21 protein-coding genes are annotated in these 19,978 nt (G+C 38.1%); 18 read left to right on the forward strand and 3 right to left on the reverse strand.

Annotated features, from left to right (window positions below; translation table 11 throughout):
• Positions 1-275: 275 nt before the first annotated feature.
• The 4 genes from GGQ84_RS06375 (at position 276) to GGQ84_RS06390 (ending at position 4,924) form a co-directional block, all read left to right on the forward strand.
• On the forward strand, positions 276-1,841 hold the full coding sequence (locus GGQ84_RS06375) for a BCCT family transporter (protein ID WP_429160702.1): 1,566 nt from the start codon (positions 276-278) through the stop codon (positions 1,839-1,841).
• A 174-nt stretch (positions 1,842-2,015) separates the two neighbouring features.
• Positions 2,016-2,561, forward strand: a complete 546-nt coding sequence (locus GGQ84_RS06380; RefSeq protein WP_429160705.1) for an RNA polymerase sigma factor — start codon at positions 2,016-2,018, stop codon at positions 2,559-2,561.
• A complete protein-coding gene (locus GGQ84_RS06385; RefSeq protein WP_429160708.1) occupies positions 2,562-2,894 on the forward strand; it encodes a hypothetical protein in 333 nt (110 codons plus the stop codon).
• Positions 2,891-4,924 (forward strand): tetratricopeptide repeat protein, encoded by a 2,034-nt coding sequence (locus tag GGQ84_RS06390; protein ID WP_429160710.1) that lies wholly within the window; start codon positions 2,891-2,893, stop codon positions 4,922-4,924. The genes GGQ84_RS06385 and GGQ84_RS06390 overlap by 4 nt, the downstream gene beginning before the upstream one ends.
• Here GGQ84_RS06390 and GGQ84_RS06395 read toward each other — a convergent pair.
• Entirely contained in the window at positions 4,898-5,254 is a 357-nt protein-coding gene (locus GGQ84_RS06395) for a DUF1694 domain-containing protein (RefSeq protein ID WP_429160712.1), read from the reverse strand. The two genes, GGQ84_RS06390 and GGQ84_RS06395, sit on opposite strands and share 27 nt — an antisense overlap.
• 215 nt (positions 5,255-5,469) lie before the next feature.
• Between GGQ84_RS06395 and GGQ84_RS06400 the strand changes: the two genes are divergently transcribed.
• On the forward strand, positions 5,470-5,892 hold the full coding sequence (locus GGQ84_RS06400) for an SHOCT-like domain-containing protein (RefSeq protein ID WP_429160713.1): 423 nt from the start codon (positions 5,470-5,472) through the stop codon (positions 5,890-5,892).
• 70 nt (positions 5,893-5,962) lie between these two features.
• Here the strand turns inward: GGQ84_RS06400 and GGQ84_RS06405 are convergent, their stop codons facing one another.
• Positions 5,963-7,282: a hypothetical protein gene (locus GGQ84_RS06405; protein WP_429160715.1), complete on the reverse strand. Its 1,320-nt coding sequence runs from the start codon at positions 7,280-7,282 to the stop codon at positions 5,963-5,965.
• Positions 7,283-7,398: 116 nt separating this feature from the next.
• On the opposite strand from GGQ84_RS06405, the gene GGQ84_RS06410 reads away from it, so the two are divergent.
• The 7 genes from GGQ84_RS06410 to GGQ84_RS06440 all read left to right on the forward strand — a co-directional run bounded on the left by GGQ84_RS06410 (position 7,399) and on the right by GGQ84_RS06440 (position 14,869).
• Positions 7,399-8,778 (forward strand): tryptophanase, encoded by a 1,380-nt coding sequence (locus GGQ84_RS06410; RefSeq protein ID WP_429160717.1) that lies wholly within the window; start codon positions 7,399-7,401, stop codon positions 8,776-8,778.
• Between the two features lie 128 nt (positions 8,779-8,906).
• Positions 8,907-9,704, forward strand: coding sequence for a polysaccharide deacetylase family protein (locus tag GGQ84_RS06415; RefSeq protein WP_429160720.1), 798 nt, complete (start codon positions 8,907-8,909; stop codon positions 9,702-9,704).
• 163 nt (positions 9,705-9,867) lie between these two features.
• Complete coding sequence (locus GGQ84_RS06420) at positions 9,868-10,212, forward strand: hypothetical protein (RefSeq protein ID WP_429160723.1); 345 nt, start codon at positions 9,868-9,870, stop codon at positions 10,210-10,212.
• Positions 10,212-11,498 carry a hypothetical protein gene (locus GGQ84_RS06425; protein WP_429160726.1) on the forward strand — a complete coding sequence of 429 codons (1,287 nt, stop codon included), beginning with the start codon at positions 10,212-10,214 and terminating at the stop codon, positions 11,496-11,498. The genes GGQ84_RS06420 and GGQ84_RS06425 overlap by 1 nt, the downstream gene beginning before the upstream one ends.
• 101 nt (positions 11,499-11,599) lie before the next feature.
• A complete protein-coding gene (locus GGQ84_RS06430) occupies positions 11,600-13,924 on the forward strand; it encodes a bifunctional diguanylate cyclase/phosphodiesterase (protein ID WP_429160729.1) in 2,325 nt (774 codons plus the stop codon).
• Positions 13,925-13,989: 65 nt separating this feature from the next.
• On the forward strand, positions 13,990-14,598 hold the full coding sequence (gene spoIIR / locus GGQ84_RS06435) for a stage II sporulation protein R (protein WP_429160732.1): 609 nt from the start codon (positions 13,990-13,992) through the stop codon (positions 14,596-14,598).
• 43 nt (positions 14,599-14,641) lie between these two features.
• The gene (locus GGQ84_RS06440) at positions 14,642-14,869 is read left to right on the forward strand and encodes a sigma factor G inhibitor Gin (protein ID WP_429160735.1); all 228 of its coding nucleotides are present in this window, start codon (positions 14,642-14,644) and stop codon (positions 14,867-14,869) included.
• Between the two features lie 6 nt (positions 14,870-14,875).
• Here GGQ84_RS06440 and GGQ84_RS06445 read toward each other — a convergent pair whose 3' ends face one another.
• Positions 14,876-15,112 (reverse strand): hypothetical protein, encoded by a 237-nt coding sequence (locus GGQ84_RS06445; protein WP_429160737.1) that lies wholly within the window; start codon positions 15,110-15,112, stop codon positions 14,876-14,878.
• Between the two features lie 142 nt (positions 15,113-15,254).
• Between GGQ84_RS06445 and GGQ84_RS06450 the strand changes: the two genes are divergently transcribed.
• The 6 genes from GGQ84_RS06450 to GGQ84_RS06475 are packed head-to-tail and all read left to right on the forward strand — an operon-like array spanning position 15,255 to position 19,976.
• On the forward strand, positions 15,255-16,721 hold the full coding sequence (locus GGQ84_RS06450; protein ID WP_429160740.1) for an aminotransferase class I/II-fold pyridoxal phosphate-dependent enzyme: 1,467 nt from the start codon (positions 15,255-15,257) through the stop codon (positions 16,719-16,721).
• Between the two features lie 22 nt (positions 16,722-16,743).
• Complete coding sequence (tmk, locus tag GGQ84_RS06455; protein ID WP_429160743.1) at positions 16,744-17,367, forward strand: dTMP kinase; 624 nt, start codon at positions 16,744-16,746, stop codon at positions 17,365-17,367.
• A gap of 1 nt (position 17,368) precedes the next feature.
• Complete coding sequence (locus GGQ84_RS06460) at positions 17,369-17,812, forward strand: YaaR family protein (RefSeq protein ID WP_429160746.1); 444 nt, start codon at positions 17,369-17,371, stop codon at positions 17,810-17,812.
• 31 nt (positions 17,813-17,843) lie between these two features.
• Positions 17,844-18,821 (forward strand): DNA polymerase III subunit delta', encoded by a 978-nt coding sequence (gene holB / locus GGQ84_RS06465; protein WP_429160754.1) that lies wholly within the window; start codon positions 17,844-17,846, stop codon positions 18,819-18,821.
• Positions 18,822-18,836: 15 nt separating this feature from the next.
• A complete protein-coding gene (locus GGQ84_RS06470; protein WP_429160757.1) occupies positions 18,837-19,658 on the forward strand; it encodes a PSP1 domain-containing protein in 822 nt (273 codons plus the stop codon).
• Between the two features lie 12 nt (positions 19,659-19,670).
• A complete protein-coding gene (locus GGQ84_RS06475; protein WP_429160759.1) occupies positions 19,671-19,976 on the forward strand; it encodes an initiation-control protein YabA in 306 nt (101 codons plus the stop codon).
• Positions 19,977-19,978 lie beyond the last annotated feature (2 nt).

Raw genomic sequence — 19,978 nt, forward strand, 5'->3', positions numbered from 1 at the left:
GAGTGAAACCTTTACTTTATTCAAGTCAAATAGCAAAATAAGCTGTTTGGTAAAGTTAATTTTTAAGCAAAAAGCTTATTTTGCAAAAGTCTCAAATAAGAGACTGTCATAGGGCAGTCTCTTATTTGTGTTAAACTATTTCTTAAAATTCTGAAGATTTTTACATAGGCAATAAGCCTTGGGTTATTAGCAATATTGTGTTAGGTTATAACTTATAAATTGGAACCCCTTGTAAAAAACTAGGGGTCACAAAAAACTAGGGGGAAATTTTCTTTATGAGTAAAAAAAATGAAATTGATTGGCCTGTTATGATTATCAGTGGAGGACTTCTTGTTCTATTTGTTCTGGCCTCGATAATCAATGTAAATTTTGTTAGCAATATAGTCAATGTGACATTTGGGTGGTCTGTAGACTACTTCGGTTATTTTTGGCAAGTGCTAATGGTAGCGACATTTTTTATTGCCATCTTTTTGGCTTTTTCCAGATACGGCCAGGTTAAACTGGGCAAGAAAGAAGAACCTGAAATGGGAAATTTTAAGTGGATTTCAATTATTATGTGTACATTATTAGCTGGTGGTGGAGTCTTTTGGGCTGCAGCTGAACCTATGTATCACTTTTTATCAGTACCTACGTATTACAATGCTGAAGCGGGTACAGCACAAGCGGTGGGCCCGGCTTTAGCGCAATCATACTTGCATTGGGGCTTTTTAGCTTGGGCTATCCTGGGGACACTTAGTGCAATTGTAATTATGTACGGTGCTTACCATAAGGGTATGCCACTAAAGCCTAGAACTTTATTATATCCAATGTTTGGTGAAAGCATAATGAAAAACAGCGTGCTTGGAACTGCAGTAGACGCTTTCTCAATAATAGCTGTTGCTGCGGGAACAATTGGGCCTATAGGATTTCTTGGATTACAAGCTGCCTACGGAGTCAATGCTTTGTTTGGCATTCCAAATACTTTTTTAACCCAATTCTTAATTATTGCAGGTTTAATTAGTATTGCATCTATTTCAGCTGTTACAGGAGTGCATAAGGGTATTCAAATCTTGAGTCGCTTCAATGTGGTTTTTACACTATGTTTAATCTTAGCTGTTTTAGCATTAGGACCTCACACTTTTATCCTTAAAAGTTTCTTTAACTCCATGGGTTCATATGCTACTGACTTTTTACCTATGAGCTTCTATAATGGTGATACCCAGTGGTTAGGCTTTTGGACTGTTTTTTTCTGGGGCTGGTTTATAGGGTATGGGCCAATGATGGCAATTTTCATTGGTCGTGTTTCTAGGGGGAGAACGATCAGACAACTGGTTACAGCTGTAGCCATTATTTCACCAATAGTGACTAACTTTTGGTTTACAGTGGTTGGAGGAACAGGTATATTCTTTGAACTGCAAACTCCAGGGTCTGTATCAGAAGCATTGAATACTGGAGGCATGCCTGCTGCCATGATAGCTATTGTGGAACAGCTTCCCATAGGGACATTTTTAGTAGCGGCATTTTTAATAGTAACAGTGTTATTTGTTGCTACTACCAGTGACTCCATGTCCTACACTATCTCTATGGCCTTGACAGGCGACAGTAATCCATCTAGCTCACTTAGAGTATTCTGGGCTGTTACTATGGGTGCTGTGGCCAGCGTACTGTTGTTAATTGGCGGTGGGGGCATTGATGCTCTACAATCATTTATTGTTGTAACGGCAGTACCTGTTTCAATAATCCTGCTGCCTATGCTGTGGCTAGCACCTAAGGTTTCTAGCATCTTAGCAGCAGAGCAGGGGATAGAAACATTACCAAAGGTATATAAAGAAACAGCTAGCTCCACTAGCTTTGGCAAATAGACAAACGCCTTACAGGCTGTATTAAAGGAATATTTCAAACAGGAGGGCAGCAGGCTTAAAGCTTGCTGCTTTCTAGGTTTTAAGAGAACATTAAAAGATTTTAAAAAAATATTTAATAATTTTGCAACCAACAGTAATTATTATGTGTCTAATAGGGTGAGAGGAAGTGAGTTCATGGTAAACTCCCGGGATGAGTTAGTACAGCGCTTACAACTAAATGATGAAGTTGCTTACCATGAGTTAATAGATGCTTATGGAGATAAAATAATTCGTCTAGCCTATATGGTGGTGGGGGATAGACAGGTGGCTGAAGATGTAGTTCAGGAGTCCTTTATCGCCTTATATCAAAAGGTAGGTCAGTTTAGAGGGGCTAGCTCCCTGGAGACGTGGCTCACTAGAATTGCCCTTAATAAGGCAAAAAATAAGGTAAGACCGTCTTTCTTGCAGCGGATTACATATATGTGGGAGTTAAATTTTGTAGACAAGAGGCCGTCACCCCAAGACAGTTATGAAAGCAAAGAGCGTCAAGAACTAATAAAGGAAGTAATGCTATCCCTGCCCCTAAAATATAGAGATGTCCTCTACCTCTACTATTATGAGGAGATGAAGATCAGAGAGATAGCAGAGGTTTTAGATATAACAATCTCAGGAGTCAAGTCTAGATTACAGCGGGGTAGAGAGCAGGCTAAAAAATTACTTGGAGAAAGGGGGCTGGAGTAGATGGATAAGCAAACAGGTGATGATATTCGATTTCTCTTTAAAGAGAATGTGAGTGACATGAGTTTGGGAGAAGATCGGAAGCGGGAACTCATTATGATGAAAGATAGGGTGAAACCAATGAGTCCGGTGGAAAAGTTTTTGGAGAAAGAAATCTGCATCCATGTATCTTCGTTAACTACAGCGGCAGGAGCTATGGTGGTGGCGGTTGGTCTATTGTTCAATGCCCTTTTGTTACCTGGTGATGTACCCGAGCCCAAGTATCAAATAATTGAGATGCATAACTCCTACTCTTATAACTATAGCCAAACAGATAATGGAGGTGGCCGGCCATGAAAAGACAGATTAGGTTTAAAGTAAAACACATATTAGGTTTAGCGGGAGCAATGATGGCAATTGTAATCTTGGTTTACGCCTTTTTACCAGCTACCTTGCTATCAATTGCAGAAGGGTACTATAGCAGTGGGGAAAGAGAAGTGGCTAAAGTTTATTATGAGAGAATCGATAACTATTTTCCCAATAGGAAAGAGAATGCCAATGCTCTAGAGCAATTAGCTCAGCTTGCCACCTATGATAGGGATGATATGCTGGTGATCTCACCCATGGGAATAGGGGGGGGCCACGGTGTGAAAGGAAATTTACCTGAGGAGGCGCGAGCATATTATACCAAACTAGTTGAGCGCTTCCCCGCTACTTTTCAGGGTAGAAGAGCGCTAATGGAGCTAACCAAACAAGAGGCTAGGGATTATGTAAATAGTGGTAAACCCGATGAAGCTGTCGCAGTAGTAAGGGATTACTATCAGCGTGATGATGTGCGGATTTATAATACGGATGTGGCAATGGACGCAGCTAGAGCGATGCAAATAAATGGTTACAATCCTCAGGGGATAGAGGTTCTTGAATACGCCTTAGAGGAAAATGAAAATGTAATTTACCCTGAATTGTTTGAGCTAGCAGGAGATTTATATGCCTTTATGGGCGACAAGGAGAATGCTCGAGCCTATTATGAAAAAACTCTAAGAAGCTATGAAGAAATAGAGAAAAAGGACAGGGAATTGATAGACGAGGGGCACCCAATTACTAAAAGTATTCATGGAGAGAGAAAAGAAGTGATAGCAAAAAAAATGGCTAGACTTACTGATGAACCATTAGAAACTGGAGCTGTAAAGGGAACGATTACTTTGTCAGGAGAGCCTTTAAGCGATGTACAAATGATGCTTCAGCCTTTAACACAGCCTAACGTATACCCTGTAAGTTCTTCTGATGCTATCTGGGTTGTCACTGACAGTCAAGGCCAATTTACCTTTGAGCATATTTCCCCTAGCTGGTATGCCTTGGGGTTTGTGCTGGATATAGATAGGGTGGGAGATGTGGTTCTTGAAGGAGGTCATTTTCCTCAGTCTAAATTTGACGTTGAGGCGGGAGAGACTTATAACTGGGACTTTAATCTAGTTGAGACTATGAAGGTGGTATCTCCAGTAAATGATGTGGTAATTAAAGAAGACACAATTGAGTTTTCGTGGGAACAATTTCCAGATGCGGCCTACTATAAATTAGAGCTGGGAATGTATCTGGGCAATGGTTCTTCCTGGAGAACAATCCCTGAGGAGCACCCCTCTAATCGGGCAACTTTAAGTATAGAGGAGCTACAATCTATTGAAACAGGTGTTAGTTATGACGAGGAAGGACCTACCCCGGAATCATTATTCGGGTACGCCATCATGCCTGAGGGCAAGTACTTCTGGGGTGTTATAGCTTATGATGAAGAGGGAAATATACTATCTGCTTCACGAGGCTATTTGAAAGAGCAAAATACGGATTTCTCCTTTGGTAATACAGAGATGACTGAAGGAGACAGGTTATTATTAGACAGACAATACGGAGAGGCAATTGAAGCCTATGGGGAAACCTTGACAGAAGAGCCAAATAATCTTCACGCCTTGAGAATGTTGGCCTCTATGCACCGGATTTCTATCTCAAATGATATAGCTGATTATCCATATACTGATTATAATAAAGCTGTTCAGTACTTTGAAAGGCTGTATGAGCTCACAGGAGACACGGTTTACCTGGATAGTATAAGCGGTCTATATTATCACTCCTTAGGGGAGTACGGAAAAGCACTAACTATTCTCAAGAAAAAGCAAGAAATTGACCAATTGAGTCCTTGGCAACAAATGATGCTAGCTAGACTTGAAAGTCACTTTGGCAATTACCATGAGGGGTTGAAGCAGCTATCCTTTGAAATGATTGAACCCTCCCTACGTAGAGAGGCGGACAGTCGAGTACAAAGCTATATCAGCAGAAATCAACATCACTTAGAGTTGGCAAGAATAGCATCAACATTGTTTTTGCACCACAATTAGCCTAACATCTCCCCGTAGCTCTGGATCGTTTACAGTGCGCACGGGGAGATCTTTTTCGTTTGCTCGCTGGCGATACTTGTTGACCCAATCCTGAAAGGCGATTTTACCTGAAAGCACAATATGGCTTATATCATCTCGATCGGTTGCTTCAACAAACCCTTTATCTAATGTGGGTTTGGCCATCTGAGAGGATGTCAAGGAGCAGACTACTCTTTCCTTCAGTTCTCCTAAATATCTTCTTCGCTCTTCCTTTTTTATCTCCACAGGACCATGAATTCCAGTAAATAAAGCTCTATCTATATCAGAAAAATCAGATGGTTTCTTAGTCATTCTGTTTCACCTCAGTTTATAAAATGATTGTTTCTGTTGTTAGTAATACTTAATCTACAAACAAATTATACCTGTACATTCTGCATTCGTCAAAACAGAAAAGGTAACCTTTCTGTTGACAGTATTTTAAAAGCTCTGTATATTAAAATTAATAGGAAAAACAAGAAATTTATTACATAGAGTCATGATAAAAATTTATGAAAGGGTGAGTTAATATGGAGAATGAAAAGCTTAAAATTTTGGAAATGATTCAGGAAGGAAAAATATCTTCTGCCGAGGGGCTAGAATTACTTAATGCCCTGCAAGGTTCTGGACAAAAGCAAAGTAGCAGTGTTAAGAATAAGGATAGGTTTTTAAGGGTGCGAGTGTCAGGGGAGGGCTCAGGAGTGAAAAAGGTAGAAGCCAACATTCCTCTGAGCTTGTTAAAGGTGGCTTCAAAATTTGTGAACATGGGGATGGGTATGATTCCCAGGGAAGCTAGAGAGCAAATGGAACAGCAGGGGATAGATTTAGCTCAGATAGACTTTGACGAACTAGTACAGTTAATTGACCAAGGACTTTCTGATGGCAAATTAGTAGACGTGGATGTGGAAGATCCAGAGCAGGGAAGAATTCTGGTGGAAGTATATGTTGATTAAGAAACTATTAATCTAGTTTTTTATTTAAAAGTTAAATCTGTTGGCAATAAAACACCTGATGGCGCCACTATTAAATAAGCAGCTTTAAAATTCTACTTGGCCTTCCTGCCTTACCAACTATCTTATTGCCTACAATTTCAATATATCCTGCTTGTTCAAGTTTTTTAATAATTCTGTTCATGCTTCTAAGTGAATTTCCAAACTCCTCAGACAGCTCTAAAGTGGTGAAGGTATCTTTTCTATATATGTCCATAATGCATTTTAATTGATAGATGGTGTTGATGCTGATACCGCTTTTCTCTGAGATGTCTTTGTAGGGGAGGTCTAAAGGCGTGCTATTGTTGTTGGCTCTATCTAATGGTGTGATTCTTTCCATTAGCTTTTTATCGTATACTACGAAACATTGATTTCCACCCATCTTCAAGGACTTATTCTTTCCAATAATAGCATTGGACTTGGCTTCCCTTGCTGTGATTCCAAAACCAATACCTACACTAATGGTATTGTTAGTTTTATTTTTCGTGGAACTCAGAATGGGAAGCTCCCTTAGATTCTTTGTCTCGAATTCCAATATTTGTTTTGTGGTGAAAAGTAAATAGTTTTTTTCTGTTTCTATTACTGCAGCTTGAATACGTTGCGCAAACTTATACACTTCTTCAGTAATTCTAGTCTTTTGAAGCATAACGCTATATTCATTCTCTAATATCATGTCATATTCATTATTTATATCGATTTCTATAGATATGACAACGATCTGACTGATAATCATATTTTCAATTCTAATCTTTTCCAACAGGTCGTACAGTTTGTTCTTAATTGCATTTACATTGGGTGTTAAGAGTAGGCTTGGGACATTATGGGATTGAAGCATCTTGCATACAGTTGAAATTCCAGTGATGGCGATTAAGTTTGGGTGTGATAAGTGGTTGTTTAGATGAAAGTTAAATAGATCATCTAAAAGAGTTTCATGGAAAATATCAATCTTTGATACATAGGCAAGGTATTGCCCGTTATTTAGTCCAAAGTCTTCATAAATGGTTTTCACAGTATCTTCAGAATAAGAGTCAATACTTATTTGAGTGATATCCATATTATGTTTAAGACTGGCTTCTAGTAAGCACCGCTGTAATTGACTCTCATCATTTTCAATATATACCCAAGGATTTTGAGAATGCATATTATGATTCATAATGTCATAAAGGATTTTTCCGGTGAAAATAATGCCATCAAAATCATTGATATGCTCTTTAAGATAATTCACAGTTGTTTGTATTTGGCTCATCTCATTGATTTCAATAGGGTAGGCATCGATGTTTGGAAAGCTCTCGTAAATGACCCGTTGAATTCGTTTGATGTTATCAATATGACCTATTATGCCGATTCTTTTCATGTGATCACCTCAATATGATTTTAGGGTAAATAATAAATAAAGTCAAATTAAAGACACTATAAGGCCTCAACTGCATATGTTAGACTTTAATCAATAAATCTAAAGGAGGTATTATAGTGATTAAATACGTTGCGGAACCCTTTAAGATTAAAATGGTTGAACCATTAAAAATGACTACAAGAGAAGAAAGAGAAGAGAAACTAAAAGAAGCTAACTATAACCTTTTCGGGCTTGATTCAGACGATGTTTATATCGATTTTCTGACAGACAGTGGTACTGGTGCAATGAGTGATACTCAGTGGGCCGGCATGATGTCTGGCGATGAGTCCTATGCTGGTGCAAGAGGATACAAGAGGCTTCAAAATGCTGTACAAGATATATTTAACTACAAGTACTGTCAGCCAGTGCACCAAGGTAGAGCTGCAGAGCAAGTTCTACTTCCAAGTCTGCTTAAGAAAGGCCAAAAATGTATTTCAAATATGCATTTTGACACTACAAGAGGTCACGTAGGTCTTCTTGGTGCGAGACCTGTTGATATCGTTGTACCTGAAGCAAAAGACACACAAACATATTTACCATTTAAGGGTAATATGGATATTGAAAGACTGGAAGCTTATATAAATGAAGTTGGTGCTGAGGACGTTGGACTGATTATCGTGACAATTACCAACAACTCTGCTGGTGGACAGCCTGTTTCAATGGCAAACATTAAAGCTACAAGAGAAATCGCTGATAAGTATGGTATTACAATGATCATTGATGCAGCAAGATATGCTGAAAATGCCTACTTCATTAAGGAAAGAGAAGAAGGGTATGCAGATGTTGAAATAATCGATATTGTTCGAGAAATGTTCAGCTATGCTGAGGCATTTACAATGAGTGCCAAAAAAGATGCTATTGTAAATATGGGTGGCCTCATCGGTGTTAAAGATTCTGAAAAACTTTATACAGAGGTAAAAGGCCTGACAATTCCATACGAAGGTTTTGTAACTTATGGTGGGCTTGCGGGTAGAGATTTAGAAGCGCTTTCTATAGGTCTGTACGAAGGTCTAGACAAGGATTACCTTCGATACAGAATAGGTCAAATAGAATATCTTGGTGCAAAGCTTAAGGAAGCGGGAGTTCCATTTCAGTACCCTGTTGGTGGGCATGCGCTATTCCTTGATGCAAAAGCGTTGCTTCCGCACATTCCGTACTTCCAGTTTCCAGGCCATGCACTTGCGTGTGAACTGTATCTTGAAGCAGGTATTAGATCCTGTGATATTGGGTCTTACCTTCTAGATTTAGACCCTGAGACTGGTGAACAGCAGGAAGCTGAAATGGAATTTACAAGACTAGCTATTCCAAGACGAGTATACACTCAAGCTCATTTTGACGTGGTTGTCGAGGCTCTGAGTAACATCAAGGAAAGAGCAAGTGAAATCAAAGGTTACGAAATTACATGGCAACCGCCTGTACTAAGACACTTCACCTCAAAGCTAAAGCCAGTTGAATAATGATAAGCTAAAGTTACAAAAGCCAATAAGATAAAGAAATCTTATTGGCTTTTGTAAAATTGATTTTCTTTAATAGTATTAAACACACTTCATGGACATATATATTTAAAAAATATAGTGTTTTGGAGGTGAGAAAGATTAAAGTTATTACAATCTCTCGTAAGAGAATATTTCAGGCTTTGACTGGAGGAGTTGCCTTAATAGCGCTTTTTGTTTTAGCAGTTGTTCCTCTTATAGGTGGAGCTACTAATTTAGTCGCTACAGTAACTGGAACAGGAACTGCCAAATTGGTACCCATTTACAGTGTAGCCACAGAGGAGAAAAAGGTGGCTATTTCATTTGACGCCTGCTGGGGGGCCGAGTACACTGACGATATCCTTGAAGCTATGGATAAATATGAACTAAAGACTACATTTTTTCTAGTAAACATTTGGCTAGAGGAGTATCCGGAGCTGGCGAAGGAGATAAGCGAAAGAGGACATGAGCTTGGGCTGCATACGGTAAGCCATCCACATTTAGGAGGGCTGTCTGAGGGGGAAATCAGAGAAGAACTTACAGATAACGCTAATCTAATTGAGGACTTAACAGGCCAGAAGCCAAAACTCTTTAGGCCTCCCTTTGGGGAATATAATAATAAAGTGATTAAAGTGGCTGACAGTCAAGGTTTTCAAACTATTCAATGGAGTATCGATTCTTTGGATTGGATGGAGGGCAAGACTGCACAGCATATAGCTGATCGGGTGCTGGATAACATTGGGCCGGGTGACATAGTTCTCTTTCACAATAACGGGGAACATACTGTAGAAGCCTTAACCCCAATAATAGAGCAGTTAAAGAAAGATGGATATGAGATAGTTCCCATCTCTGAATTAATCTATCATGAGGACTTCTACATAGATTCAGCAGGGATCCAGCGGAAAAAATAAATTTAGAGCTTAGGTCAACAGTTTTCCATACCAAGGAAGTTGACTTAGGCTTTTTTTATAGGAAGAAAATTGATATTAGCAGGTATTTAGAAACATTTGTGGAAGACATTTTATTGGCCAAATCGAGGGGATCTAAATACTAAACTAGGAGTTTGAGTAAAGTATGAACATATTAATCTTTGAGGAACACGAGAACTTACACCAAATGCTTAGGTTTTTAGTAGAAGGTTGCGGATATAGTCCCATAGACACCTATGATCAAGAAGTGAAGATAGCTATTTTAGATTTAGAGTGGATGGGAAGAGAACAGGTAGAAGATTACATTAGCAGTAAGTTTTCCGGGATAGAGAAGTTTATAATTCTTACTAATAATCAGAGGGAATTTTTGGAGGGAACCAAAGATAAGCGCATAAAAATAGTTCTTTCTAAACCATTTGAAGTACTTGAATTGAGCAGTTACTTAAATACTATAAAATCACAATCACAGATAGCAGATGAGGTAATTTAATGCAACTAGCTATTTTCAACTTTGGACATTCTTTTTTAGAAGCTTTTTTATCTGCATCCATAATCTTAACTTTATTCAATATCCATGTGAGACAAAAGAGTTACTCAGTTATCAAATACGCATTTTTTATCAGTTTAACTGTATTTCTGTTAAATTTTCTTGATACCGCTCTTTGGCTCAGAATACCAATTATTTTATTGGTGGCTTCTATACTTATAGCATTTTTTTGTAGGCTTAGGTATCTTGAGGCTTTTGTTGTCCATTTTTTTAGTTGGATTATAATTTTATTTGCAGAAATCATTGTGTTTTTGGTGTTCAATTTTGGTTTTGGAATATCTATTGGGGATGTAGTTGAAAATAGTGTTCGCTTTTTTATGATTGCAGGAGTTGCTCATCTCTTAATATTAGCTTTAATTCTTTGCGTTTTCCACAAGGTAGATAATAGGCACTTTCAAGAGCTATATAAAACTTTGATTAAAATTCAAAAAAGCAGAAAAGAGCAAGTGATTATTTTTTTATTCATTTTATTAATTAGTCAAATAACAGTCAGCTTTCTGTTAATAGTAAATACCTTGTTTGAAGTTCAGGAAACAGGAAATTATATACTGTTAGGGCTATTTTTACTATTGCTAGTTATAATCTTTCTAACATTTTCGGTGATAGAGCGAACAGTTAATTATATTCAAGAAGATGCTGGAAAATCATACATGAGAAACATAGAGGATATGTTTATGGCCTTTAAGATTCAACAAGCAAGCTACACAAATGAGTTGCAGGTTCTAACTGGATATTTGCAGCAGAATCAAACCAGTGCTATGAAGGAGTATCTGGAAGAGTTAGTGGGTAAGACTAAGCAAAACAACTTATTTTTATATTTAGGCAATCCCAGTGTGAGCGCGTTACTCAAAGCGAAAATGACAATATATGAGCAAAAGGGAACAGTCTTATCTGTAGAGTCAAACAGCAGTTTAACAGACTTGCCCATAAGCGACTATGATCTAATTAGATTATTAGGTCTAGTACTGGATAATATCCAGGCTGAGGCAATCAACCTAAGTTTCCAAATAGATAAGGGACAGTTTTTAATAAGAATAGGTACTAAAGAAAACTTAGAAGTAATTAATAAATTTAAAGAGGGGTATAAGCGGCATTTCTTTGAGCCCATAGATAAAAATGAATTAGTTGGATATATTCTAAAAAAACATAGAGGAAAAATATATGAAAGTAAGCGTAATGGGTTGCACTATATAAATATATTATTCCCAAGAAAAAATTTAACCGCCTAAGAAAAATCAGGCGGTTTTCTTTATGCATTTGGTATATTTTGCAGGGGATTAGCGCTGTGTCGAAGAATGTAGAACAAACTAGAAATAAAGCGGGTGATTGAATGAGGGCATCAATTCGAATGCAGATACTTATCTATTTAATAACAGGTTTAATTACCATCTTTTCTGTGCTCAGCTTCTTTATAGGTATTAAGCTGAACTTGTTGCCCGAATATGCTAAGGAGCAATATTTACAGATAGCAAGCGCTAGAGCTGACGAGGTCAGTAAAGAGTTGAACGGATTTTTAGAGCAAATGCAAATCATATCTCAGTCACCAGTAATTAAAACAATGGACTTTGACTTGATTAAGGAATACTTGCCAAAAATGGTGCTTGAGGGTAAGCATCGCAATATGACTATCGCTAATACAAAGGGACAGGCATGGAGTACGATGGATCAACACCTATCTATTATTGGGCAAGAGCAGTATGAAAAGATCATCTTAAATGGTGAGGAAAGTTTAATATCCCAACCATTTATCAGCGAATATGCGGGGGCTACACCCATCACAATAATATCCCATGCAGTAAGAGATGATACAGGGAAGTTACTTGGACTAGTGAACGTTGTTATAGAAATAGAGTTCCTAAATAACATCGTTGAGCAGATGCAATTTGAACATACGGGCTACGGGTGGATTATAGGGCAAAATGGAGTAGTAGTTTCCCATCCAGATATGAGTCTACCTATGAGCAAAAATATTGCAGATATAACTTCAGTGGATAGCCAAAAGGTGGATAAAGTTCTCACAGCGGATTGTGGAGCTTTCGAGTATTTCAATGAAAATGGAGAGAAAATTATAGCTGTATATCATACCATTGCTGGGTCACCAGACTGGAAGCTGATTATCTCCATACCTGAGGACGACTTCTATGCAGAGGTTATAAGTGTTCGCAATATAATTTTGGGAGCAATTCTGATAGCCCTTGTGTTAGCTGTATTCTTTTTGTACAAGCATTCTGCCAATATTTCTAGGCCCATTATAAAGTTGCGAGAGGTTTTTAAAAGGGCAGCAGACGGGGACTTGCGTGTCAAAGCAGATGAAACAGTGCCTAATGAGATAGGACAGGCTGCTAAATCTTTTAATCAAATGTTGGAAAAGATTAAAAGCTTAACATATAAGGATATTATCACGGGGCTTTACAACTATAATGGTTTTACTTTAGAGATACCCTATAAGCTTGACAAATTAAGGCACGGGGAAATGGCTGCTATAGTAATTATCTCCTTAGATGACTTCAAACACATCAATAGTATTAGTGGATATGACGGAGGAAACGAGTTACTGGTAGACTTGTCGAGGAAATTAAAAAACTTTATTGGGGATGGCGAGATAGTAGCGCGTTTTTTTGGGGATGAATTTATTTTAATGCTTCGGAGTGAGAGTATGTCTTCCTTGAAAGACCGAGTATATCATTTGAGGCAGCGATGTAATGATGTGATAACAATCAAGGATAATAATTACAAGATTAAGACGAGCATTGGCGTTAGCATAGTAGAAAAAAACGAAAGCTTAGGGGAAACCATTGATCAGGCTACCATTGCAAAATTAAAAGTCAAAAAACTAGGCGGAAATAGTGTTCAATTTTACAATATGGATATTGCTGCAGAATTAAAGACAGAGCAGAAAATAGAAAACAGCTTAAGTGATGCCATTAAGAACAATGAGCTTTATTTAGTATATCAGCCAATTATAGATACTGTTTATGGAAAAGTGATAGGAGCAGAAGCTTTACTGCGCTGGAGGCATAAGGAGTTTGGAGAGATTTCCCCCATTACAATCATAGAAGTTGCTGAAAAAGGGGGCTTGATCTTAGAGATAGGAAACTGGGTGTTACAAGAGGCCTGTAGGCAGAACAAAAAATGGCAGGAGCAAGGGTATGTGCCCGCTGTGATTTCTGTAAACGTTTCTGCTCTCCAGTTAGAACAGGCTAATTTTGTGGAAATGGTTAGGAGTGTCCTCATAAAAGAGGGGCTAGAGGCCAAATATCTTGAGTTGGAAATTACTGAAACCCATGCCATGTCAGGAGTAGATGACAAAATGGAAAAAATGAAGCTACTGAAGGAAATGGGAGTTCGTATTGCAATTGATGACTTTGGGACTGGATATTCTTCTCTAACTTATTTTGCTCAATTTCCCATTGATACTTTAAAAATAGATCGATCTTTTATTAGCAGAATGCTTATAGATGAAAATGTAGAAACCATAGTAGCTACAATGATAACAATGGCTAAAGCAATAAAAGTACAGATTACCGCTGAAGGGGTGGAGAGCCAAGAGCAGTTAGAGCACCTAAGGGTTGGAGGATGTGATAGAGCTCAAGGCTATTTAATAAGTAAGCCAGTAGTGGCGCAAATTGTTGAGCAATATTTTAGAAAGATTTGATTAAATTTTCTCCTGAAGGCAATACTCTAGATAAATAAAGAGTTGCATTTATAGGGGGGAGTAAGGTGAAAAAGGGGAATAATCTGTTGCGATGGGTACTTATAGGTAGTTTTATGACTTTATTTTTTGCTGCTACTATTTGGAGTCCTTCAGAGGTAGAAGTTGAACAGACAGTAGTGGACGGAGATCAATTGATTCGCTTTCATGTAATTGCAAACAGTGATGATGAAGAAGACCAAATAGTGAAGGAGCAAATCAAAGATTACTTAGTTATTCATATGGAGGACAAGCTGGTGGGAGCCGAGGACGTTCATGAAGCCAGGGAAATAATTTTAGATGAACTAACTATTATGGAAGAGTTAGCTCAAGACTTACTAATGGAAAAGGGATTTGCTTATTCGGCCGCTAGTGATCACAGCACAGTATATTTTCCAACACGCATGTACGGCAGTGCCGTTTTCCCCGCAGGTGAATATGAGACAGTGCGCATAATGCTAGGAGAAGCAAAGGGAGAAAATTGGTGGTGCTTATTGTTTCCTCCCCTGTGCTTTATAGATGCAACTCAGGCTAATAGTGATCTGGAAGTTAAGTCCGATGAAGAAGTAGTAGTGAGGAAGTTCAAGTTAGTTGAATTATGGAAAGATTTTCTTGAATTTTTTAAAAGCAAAAACTAACTAATAGCATAGATTATATTACTAGAGCAATGGAGGTGGAAGCATGAATCTAGTCCCAAAGTGTATCATTTGTGAACAAGTGCCTGAAAAAGGGATAGTTGAAGGGGTCTTTTTAAACAGAAAATTTATTTGCGATAGCTGTGAAGAGCATATAGCCAATGTTATGCCTGGAGATCAGCATTATGATGAAATTGTGGAGAAGATAAGATTAATCTGGAATCATAATAACTCTCTTACTAATACATTTGTAAATAAAAATTATAAGCAGTAGTATACTCTAATCTAAAGTAAACATGTGAATGGAGCCTTTTGAGTAGCTTTTTATGGGAGCAAGATAGTGGCTTTCAAGTTCCTTTCGCAACTCGTAAAGGTCTAAATAATCAATATCCAAAGCTTCAGATATTTCTGTATCGTGTTTGTTTGACTTCCACAAACCAATAACTTTACCTACATTAAATCCGTATTTTTTGTTCAGGGCCTTGATATCTGGCTCTGAATTTTTATTTTTTCTCATTTAGAATCACTCCTTAAATATATTTTTTCAAAATGTCAATCTTATTATGTGAATGCTGGGGAGTTAGTTTATGGAAGCAATGAAGAACATATGATATACTAAAGTATTAGTAAGTGATGTACTTTTATAAAGGAGAAATATTGTGTCAACACCGCTAATTAACGCTATAGAAAATCATTTAAAAAAATATATGACTTCATTTCATACACCTGGTCACAAAGGAAGAATGATGGGCACTAGAAAATTGTGGGGGATAATGAAGGATTACGGATTAGGTGTGGATCTAACAGAGGTGGCGGGTTTAGACGAACTTGCAGAGCCCACAGGAGCTATTGCTGAAGCAGAGAAGCTAGCTGCCCGCCTGTTTAATTCACGGGATACAGCTTTTTTAGTTAATGGAGCTTCAAGTGGCTTAATAGCAAGTATTTTGACTTGTGTTAAACCTGGAGAAAAAATATTGGTGCCACGCAATATACACAGATCCGTTTATTCAGCTATGGTTTTAGCAGGAGTTGAGCCAGTGTATATTAGACCAGAGGTTTGCTCTGGGTGGAATATGCCGTTGCCCATTGAAGGGAAAACCTATATAGAAGCCATGGATAGAGAAAATCCTAAAGCGATTATTGTGGTTAATCCTACCTATGATGGATTAGTGGGACCTGATTTGGGCGAGGCAATTAAATTTGCTCGGAAACAGGGAATAGCGACTATTGTAGATGAAGCCCACGGGACATTTTTTCCTTTCAGCAAGAAATTGCCTGAATCTGGCTTGGAATTAGGTGCAGATTTGATTATTCATGGAATGCATAAGACTTTTGGGTCTTTAACTCAAACGGGTTTGTTGCATATTGGTAGAAAATCTAAGATTAGCTTTAGCGGAATTAAGAGGGCCTTAAGTTTAGTTCAATCTACTAGCCCCTCATATATATTAATGGCTTCAATAGATGGAGCTAGATCTGAGTTTGAAAATGGGGGCAGGGAAGGCCTGAAGGATTTAATTGATAAATGTGAAAAAACAAACCATATAATTGGGACAAATAAAGGGTTTGACACACTTTATAAAGAAATTAATTCTGATGAGAATAAACATAATTCTCGTGTTGACCCTACAAAAATTGCTGTTAAGGCTTCAGATATAGGTTTCAATGGATTTACGCTTTCCCGTTTATTTAGAGAAAACTATGGTATTGAGTCAGAAATGGCGCAAGATCAATATTGTTTACTTTTAGCGGGAATAGGAACTAATGACGCAGACTTAGAAATTGTTTTGAAAGCCTGTGAGAAAATAAGTAAAGCAAAAAAACAAAAGCTTCAGAAAAGTAGCTGTGACTACATTATTTCCTTGCCGGAGCTTCCCCCTAGGGAGTACATGCCTCGAGAAAGCTATTACTCTAATGGAGAGGTAGTTCCACTAAAGAGAGCAGAGGGAAGGATATCAAAGCAGTTAGTTTGCCCCTATCCACCAGGAGTGCCAATTCTCTATCCTGGGGAGCGGGTAACCGAGGATATAATAGCTTATATTGAAAGGCAACTGGAGTATGGTGCTACAGTACAAGGTTTAGAGAGAGATGGAAACAAGAGTATGGGCTTAGAAGTCATAGAGAATTAAAAATATAACTGGAGGAAAAGCTGTGTTTATAACACTAGAGGGAGTTGATGGCTCTGGGAAATCAACCCAGGCAAGAAAACTAGAAGAATTCCTTACGGCAAAGGGGCTAGAGGTAGTGCTTACAAGAGAGCCGGGAGGAACTGATATAGCTGAACAAATAAGGGAAATATTGCTTAATCCTGACAATGATAAAATGCATTATGCAACGGAATTAATGCTGTATGCTGCAGCCCGAAGGCAGCATTTAGAAGAATTAATTCTGCCAGCATTAAAAAGGGGAGCTTGGGTAATTTGCGATCGCTTTAGCGATTCAACAATTGCTTATCAGGGATATGGAAGGGAGATTCCTTTAGAAAAAGTTGAGGAAATTAACAGAATTGCCACTGAAGGCATTAAGCCGGAGGTTACTTTTATTTTCTCGCTCCCAGCCAATGTAGGTCTAGAGCGAATTAAGGCCAAGCGGGGAATTGGAAGTTTAGATAGGTTAGAAGCAGAGCAGGGGGATTTTTATAAAAGAGTAGCCCGGGGTTTTGAGCACATTGCAACCCAAGGCGAGCATCGAATAATCACTATCGATGCATCTGTCAGTGAGGAAGAAGTATTTAACGCCATGCTGGTAAGGTTGAAGGACAGGGGGATGATTTAACATGAAAATAAGAAGCAATGATTATGGAGTGCCACCCAAGGTCAAACCAGAGCAATTGCAAAAAGCTGGCACTCAAAAAGCTTCTTTTAATGAAACCCTACAGCAAAATAGCATTAAGGTATGGCATCAAAAGTTGGATCAACTCCTATTTAAGGTCTCTGAGCAAGGCAAAAGGCTGGTTAATAATCGAACTATCCCTGAGCTTTTCAAATATAAGCGCTTGGTGCAGTCTTTTTTAAAAGAAGCTGTATCAGGCATGTATGAGCTAGAAGATCATTCAGGATGGACTAGGAGAGGGACTAGGCAATCACTTGTGATTGTTAAGCAGGTTGATGAAAACATGGAAAAGCTCACAGAAATGTTAGTGGCAGAGGAACAGGATTCACTTAAAATATTAGAGCAAGTAGACCACATTAGAGGGTTACTAGTGGATTTATATTCTTAAAAGCAAATGATAACAGTTGGTGATTATATTTATGAAATTAAGACAAATAAAAGGGCAAGATAAAGCTATAAATCAACTTTTTGGTGCAATAATAAAAGATAGAATTAGTCATGCCTACTTATTCGCAGGTCCTGAAGGAGTGGGAAAATTCTTAACCGCCCTTGCTTTTGCAAATGGCCTTAATTGTCAAAGTCCTCATGAGGGAGACAGCTGTGGTACGTGTCTTTCATGTAGAAGGTTCGCGTCGGGCAATAATTCTATGGTTACTGTTATTGAACCTGAAGGTATGTCGATTAAAATTGACCAAATTAGGACACTTCAGGAGAAGCTAAAGTACAGTATTGAGGATGGACAAAGGCATATTGTAGTATTAAGAGAGGCCCATGTGCTCACATTACAGGGGGCTAACAGTTTGCTTAAAGTGATAGAAGAGCCTCCTCCTAATACAATATTTGTTCTTACAACAAGTCAACAGCACAGCCTATTACCAACAATTATTTCCAGGTGCCAAGTGGTAAAGTTTAATTTTTTAGGGTATGAAGTGTTAGAAGAAATCTTAATTCAGAAAGGTTTCACAAGCCAAGAGCGAAAACTGGCATGTCTAATGGCCAAGGGAAGTGCAAAGCGGGCTCTAGAGTTGTGCCAAACTGAGGATATAATGACTTGGCAATATCAGAGCTGGGAGATGCTTCAGCACATATTTTCCAAGGATTATTTAAAGATAATGGAAAAAATTGATTACTGGGAAGAAGAAGAATATTCCCTAGCGGGGATTCTAGACGCACTGGCTGTTTGGTATAGAGATTATCTAATCTGGAAGGAAACAGGTGAAGATGACTTGTTAATAGAAAAAACTAAAAAAGGTGAGTTTGAACGCTATCAGCAGGACTTAGATACCATTCTTATTCATTTGGAAATGATAACAGAATGTCAACAGATATTACAATCTACAGCAAATGAGAAAAATAATGTAGAAACGCTATTACTAAATTTAAGCAGAATTGCTTGAAGGGAGGGGTAACAAATGGTAACTATTGTGGGAGTAAGATTCAAGAGTGCAGGGAAAATATATTATTTTGACCCTGTAGATATAGAACTGAATGTAGGTGACAAGGTAATTGTAGAGACAGCACGAGGGATGGAAATGGGTGAAATAGTGGTAGGACCAAAAGAAGTTACGGAGGATCAAATAATACAGCCTTTAAAACAAGTAATAAGAAAGGCTACTGCTGAGGATAAATTATTTGATGTGACTAATAAAGAAGCAGAAGCAGAGGCATTTAGTTTGTGTCTTGAGAAAATCAAAGAGCATCAATTGCCTATGAAATTAATTGATGTAGACTATACATTCGATAACAATAAGATCATCTTCTACTTTACTGCTGACGGTCGGGTGGACTTTAGGGAGCTAGTAAAAGATTTAGCAGCAATATTTAAGACCCGAATCGAATTGAGGCAAATTGGAGTTAGAGATGAGGCCAAGATGGTTGGTGGATTGGGATCATGCGGCAGGGTCCTTTGCTGTAATTCGTTTTTAGGTGACTTTGAGCCAGTTTCTATTAAGATGGCTAAGGAGCAAAATTTATCACTTAACCCCACTAAGATATCTGGTATTTGTGGCAGGCTCATGTGTTGTTTGAAATATGAAAATGATGTTTACGAGGAAGCAAAGGGCAAGTTTCCGAAATGTGGGCAGTGTGTATCAACTCCTGCAGGTAAGGGAAAGGTAATCGATACTAATATCCTAAAGGAGATAGTCACTATTGAATTGCCAGAAAGTGTTATAGATAGTTTTAAATTAGATGATATTGAGTTTGAGAGAAAAAATAAAGATACAGAAAATTAAGGGGGGAGGAAAGTGAAAGTTACAGAGGCCTTAATAGAAGTGGAAAGCAAAATAGAGCAGTTACTAGAAGAGGTACAAACCTTAAAGATGCATGTCTATGCTTTGGAAGAAGAAAATCAAACGTTGAAGGCCCAAATATGTTCCTATGGCCCCGAAAAGAAAAAAGAAGTAAAAGAAAATGTGAAAAAGATACAGGGAGAGGGGTACGATAATCTAGTGCAACTCTACGAGCAAGGGTTTCACATTTGTCATCTTCACTTTGGGCAAGCCAGGGATGAGGATTGTCTCTTCTGTATGGGCTTTTTGAAGCGAGAGTGATA

This window comes from Desulfitispora alkaliphila (genome assembly GCF_050433185.1).
GTDB classification, from domain to species: domain Bacteria; phylum Bacillota; class Desulfitisporia; order Desulfitisporales; family Desulfitisporaceae; genus Desulfitispora; species Desulfitispora alkaliphila.

Coding starts and splice junctions, on each gene's coding strand:
- GGQ84_RS06385 (WP_429160708.1), top strand. CDS start 2,562: ATGGATAAGCAAACAGGTGATGATATTCGATTTCTCTTTAAAGAGAAT.
- GGQ84_RS06470 (WP_429160757.1), top strand. CDS start 18,837: ATGGTAACTATTGTGGGAGTAAGATTCAAGAGTGCAGGGAAAATATAT.
- GGQ84_RS06440 (WP_429160735.1), top strand. CDS start 14,642: ATGAATCTAGTCCCAAAGTGTATCATTTGTGAACAAGTGCCTGAAAAA.
- holB (WP_429160754.1), top strand. CDS start 17,844: ATGAAATTAAGACAAATAAAAGGGCAAGATAAAGCTATAAATCAACTT.
- GGQ84_RS06430 (WP_429160729.1), top strand. CDS start 11,600: ATGAGGGCATCAATTCGAATGCAGATACTTATCTATTTAATAACAGGT.
- GGQ84_RS06460 (WP_429160746.1), top strand. CDS start 17,369: ATGAAAATAAGAAGCAATGATTATGGAGTGCCACCCAAGGTCAAACCA.
- GGQ84_RS06400 (WP_429160713.1), top strand. CDS start 5,470: ATGGAGAATGAAAAGCTTAAAATTTTGGAAATGATTCAGGAAGGAAAA.
- GGQ84_RS06445 (WP_429160737.1), bottom strand. CDS start 15,112: ATGAGAAAAAATAAAAATTCAGAGCCAGATATCAAGGCCCTGAACAAA.
- GGQ84_RS06380 (WP_429160705.1), top strand. CDS start 2,016: ATGGTAAACTCCCGGGATGAGTTAGTACAGCGCTTACAACTAAATGAT.
- GGQ84_RS06375 (WP_429160702.1), top strand. CDS start 276: ATGAGTAAAAAAAATGAAATTGATTGGCCTGTTATGATTATCAGTGGA.
- GGQ84_RS06420 (WP_429160723.1), top strand. CDS start 9,868: ATGAACATATTAATCTTTGAGGAACACGAGAACTTACACCAAATGCTT.
- GGQ84_RS06405 (WP_429160715.1), bottom strand. CDS start 7,282: ATGAAAAGAATCGGCATAATAGGTCATATTGATAACATCAAACGAATT.
- GGQ84_RS06390 (WP_429160710.1), top strand. CDS start 2,891: ATGAAAAGACAGATTAGGTTTAAAGTAAAACACATATTAGGTTTAGCG.
- GGQ84_RS06425 (WP_429160726.1), top strand. CDS start 10,212: ATGCAACTAGCTATTTTCAACTTTGGACATTCTTTTTTAGAAGCTTTT.
- GGQ84_RS06395 (WP_429160712.1), bottom strand. CDS start 5,254: ATGACTAAGAAACCATCTGATTTTTCTGATATAGATAGAGCTTTATTT.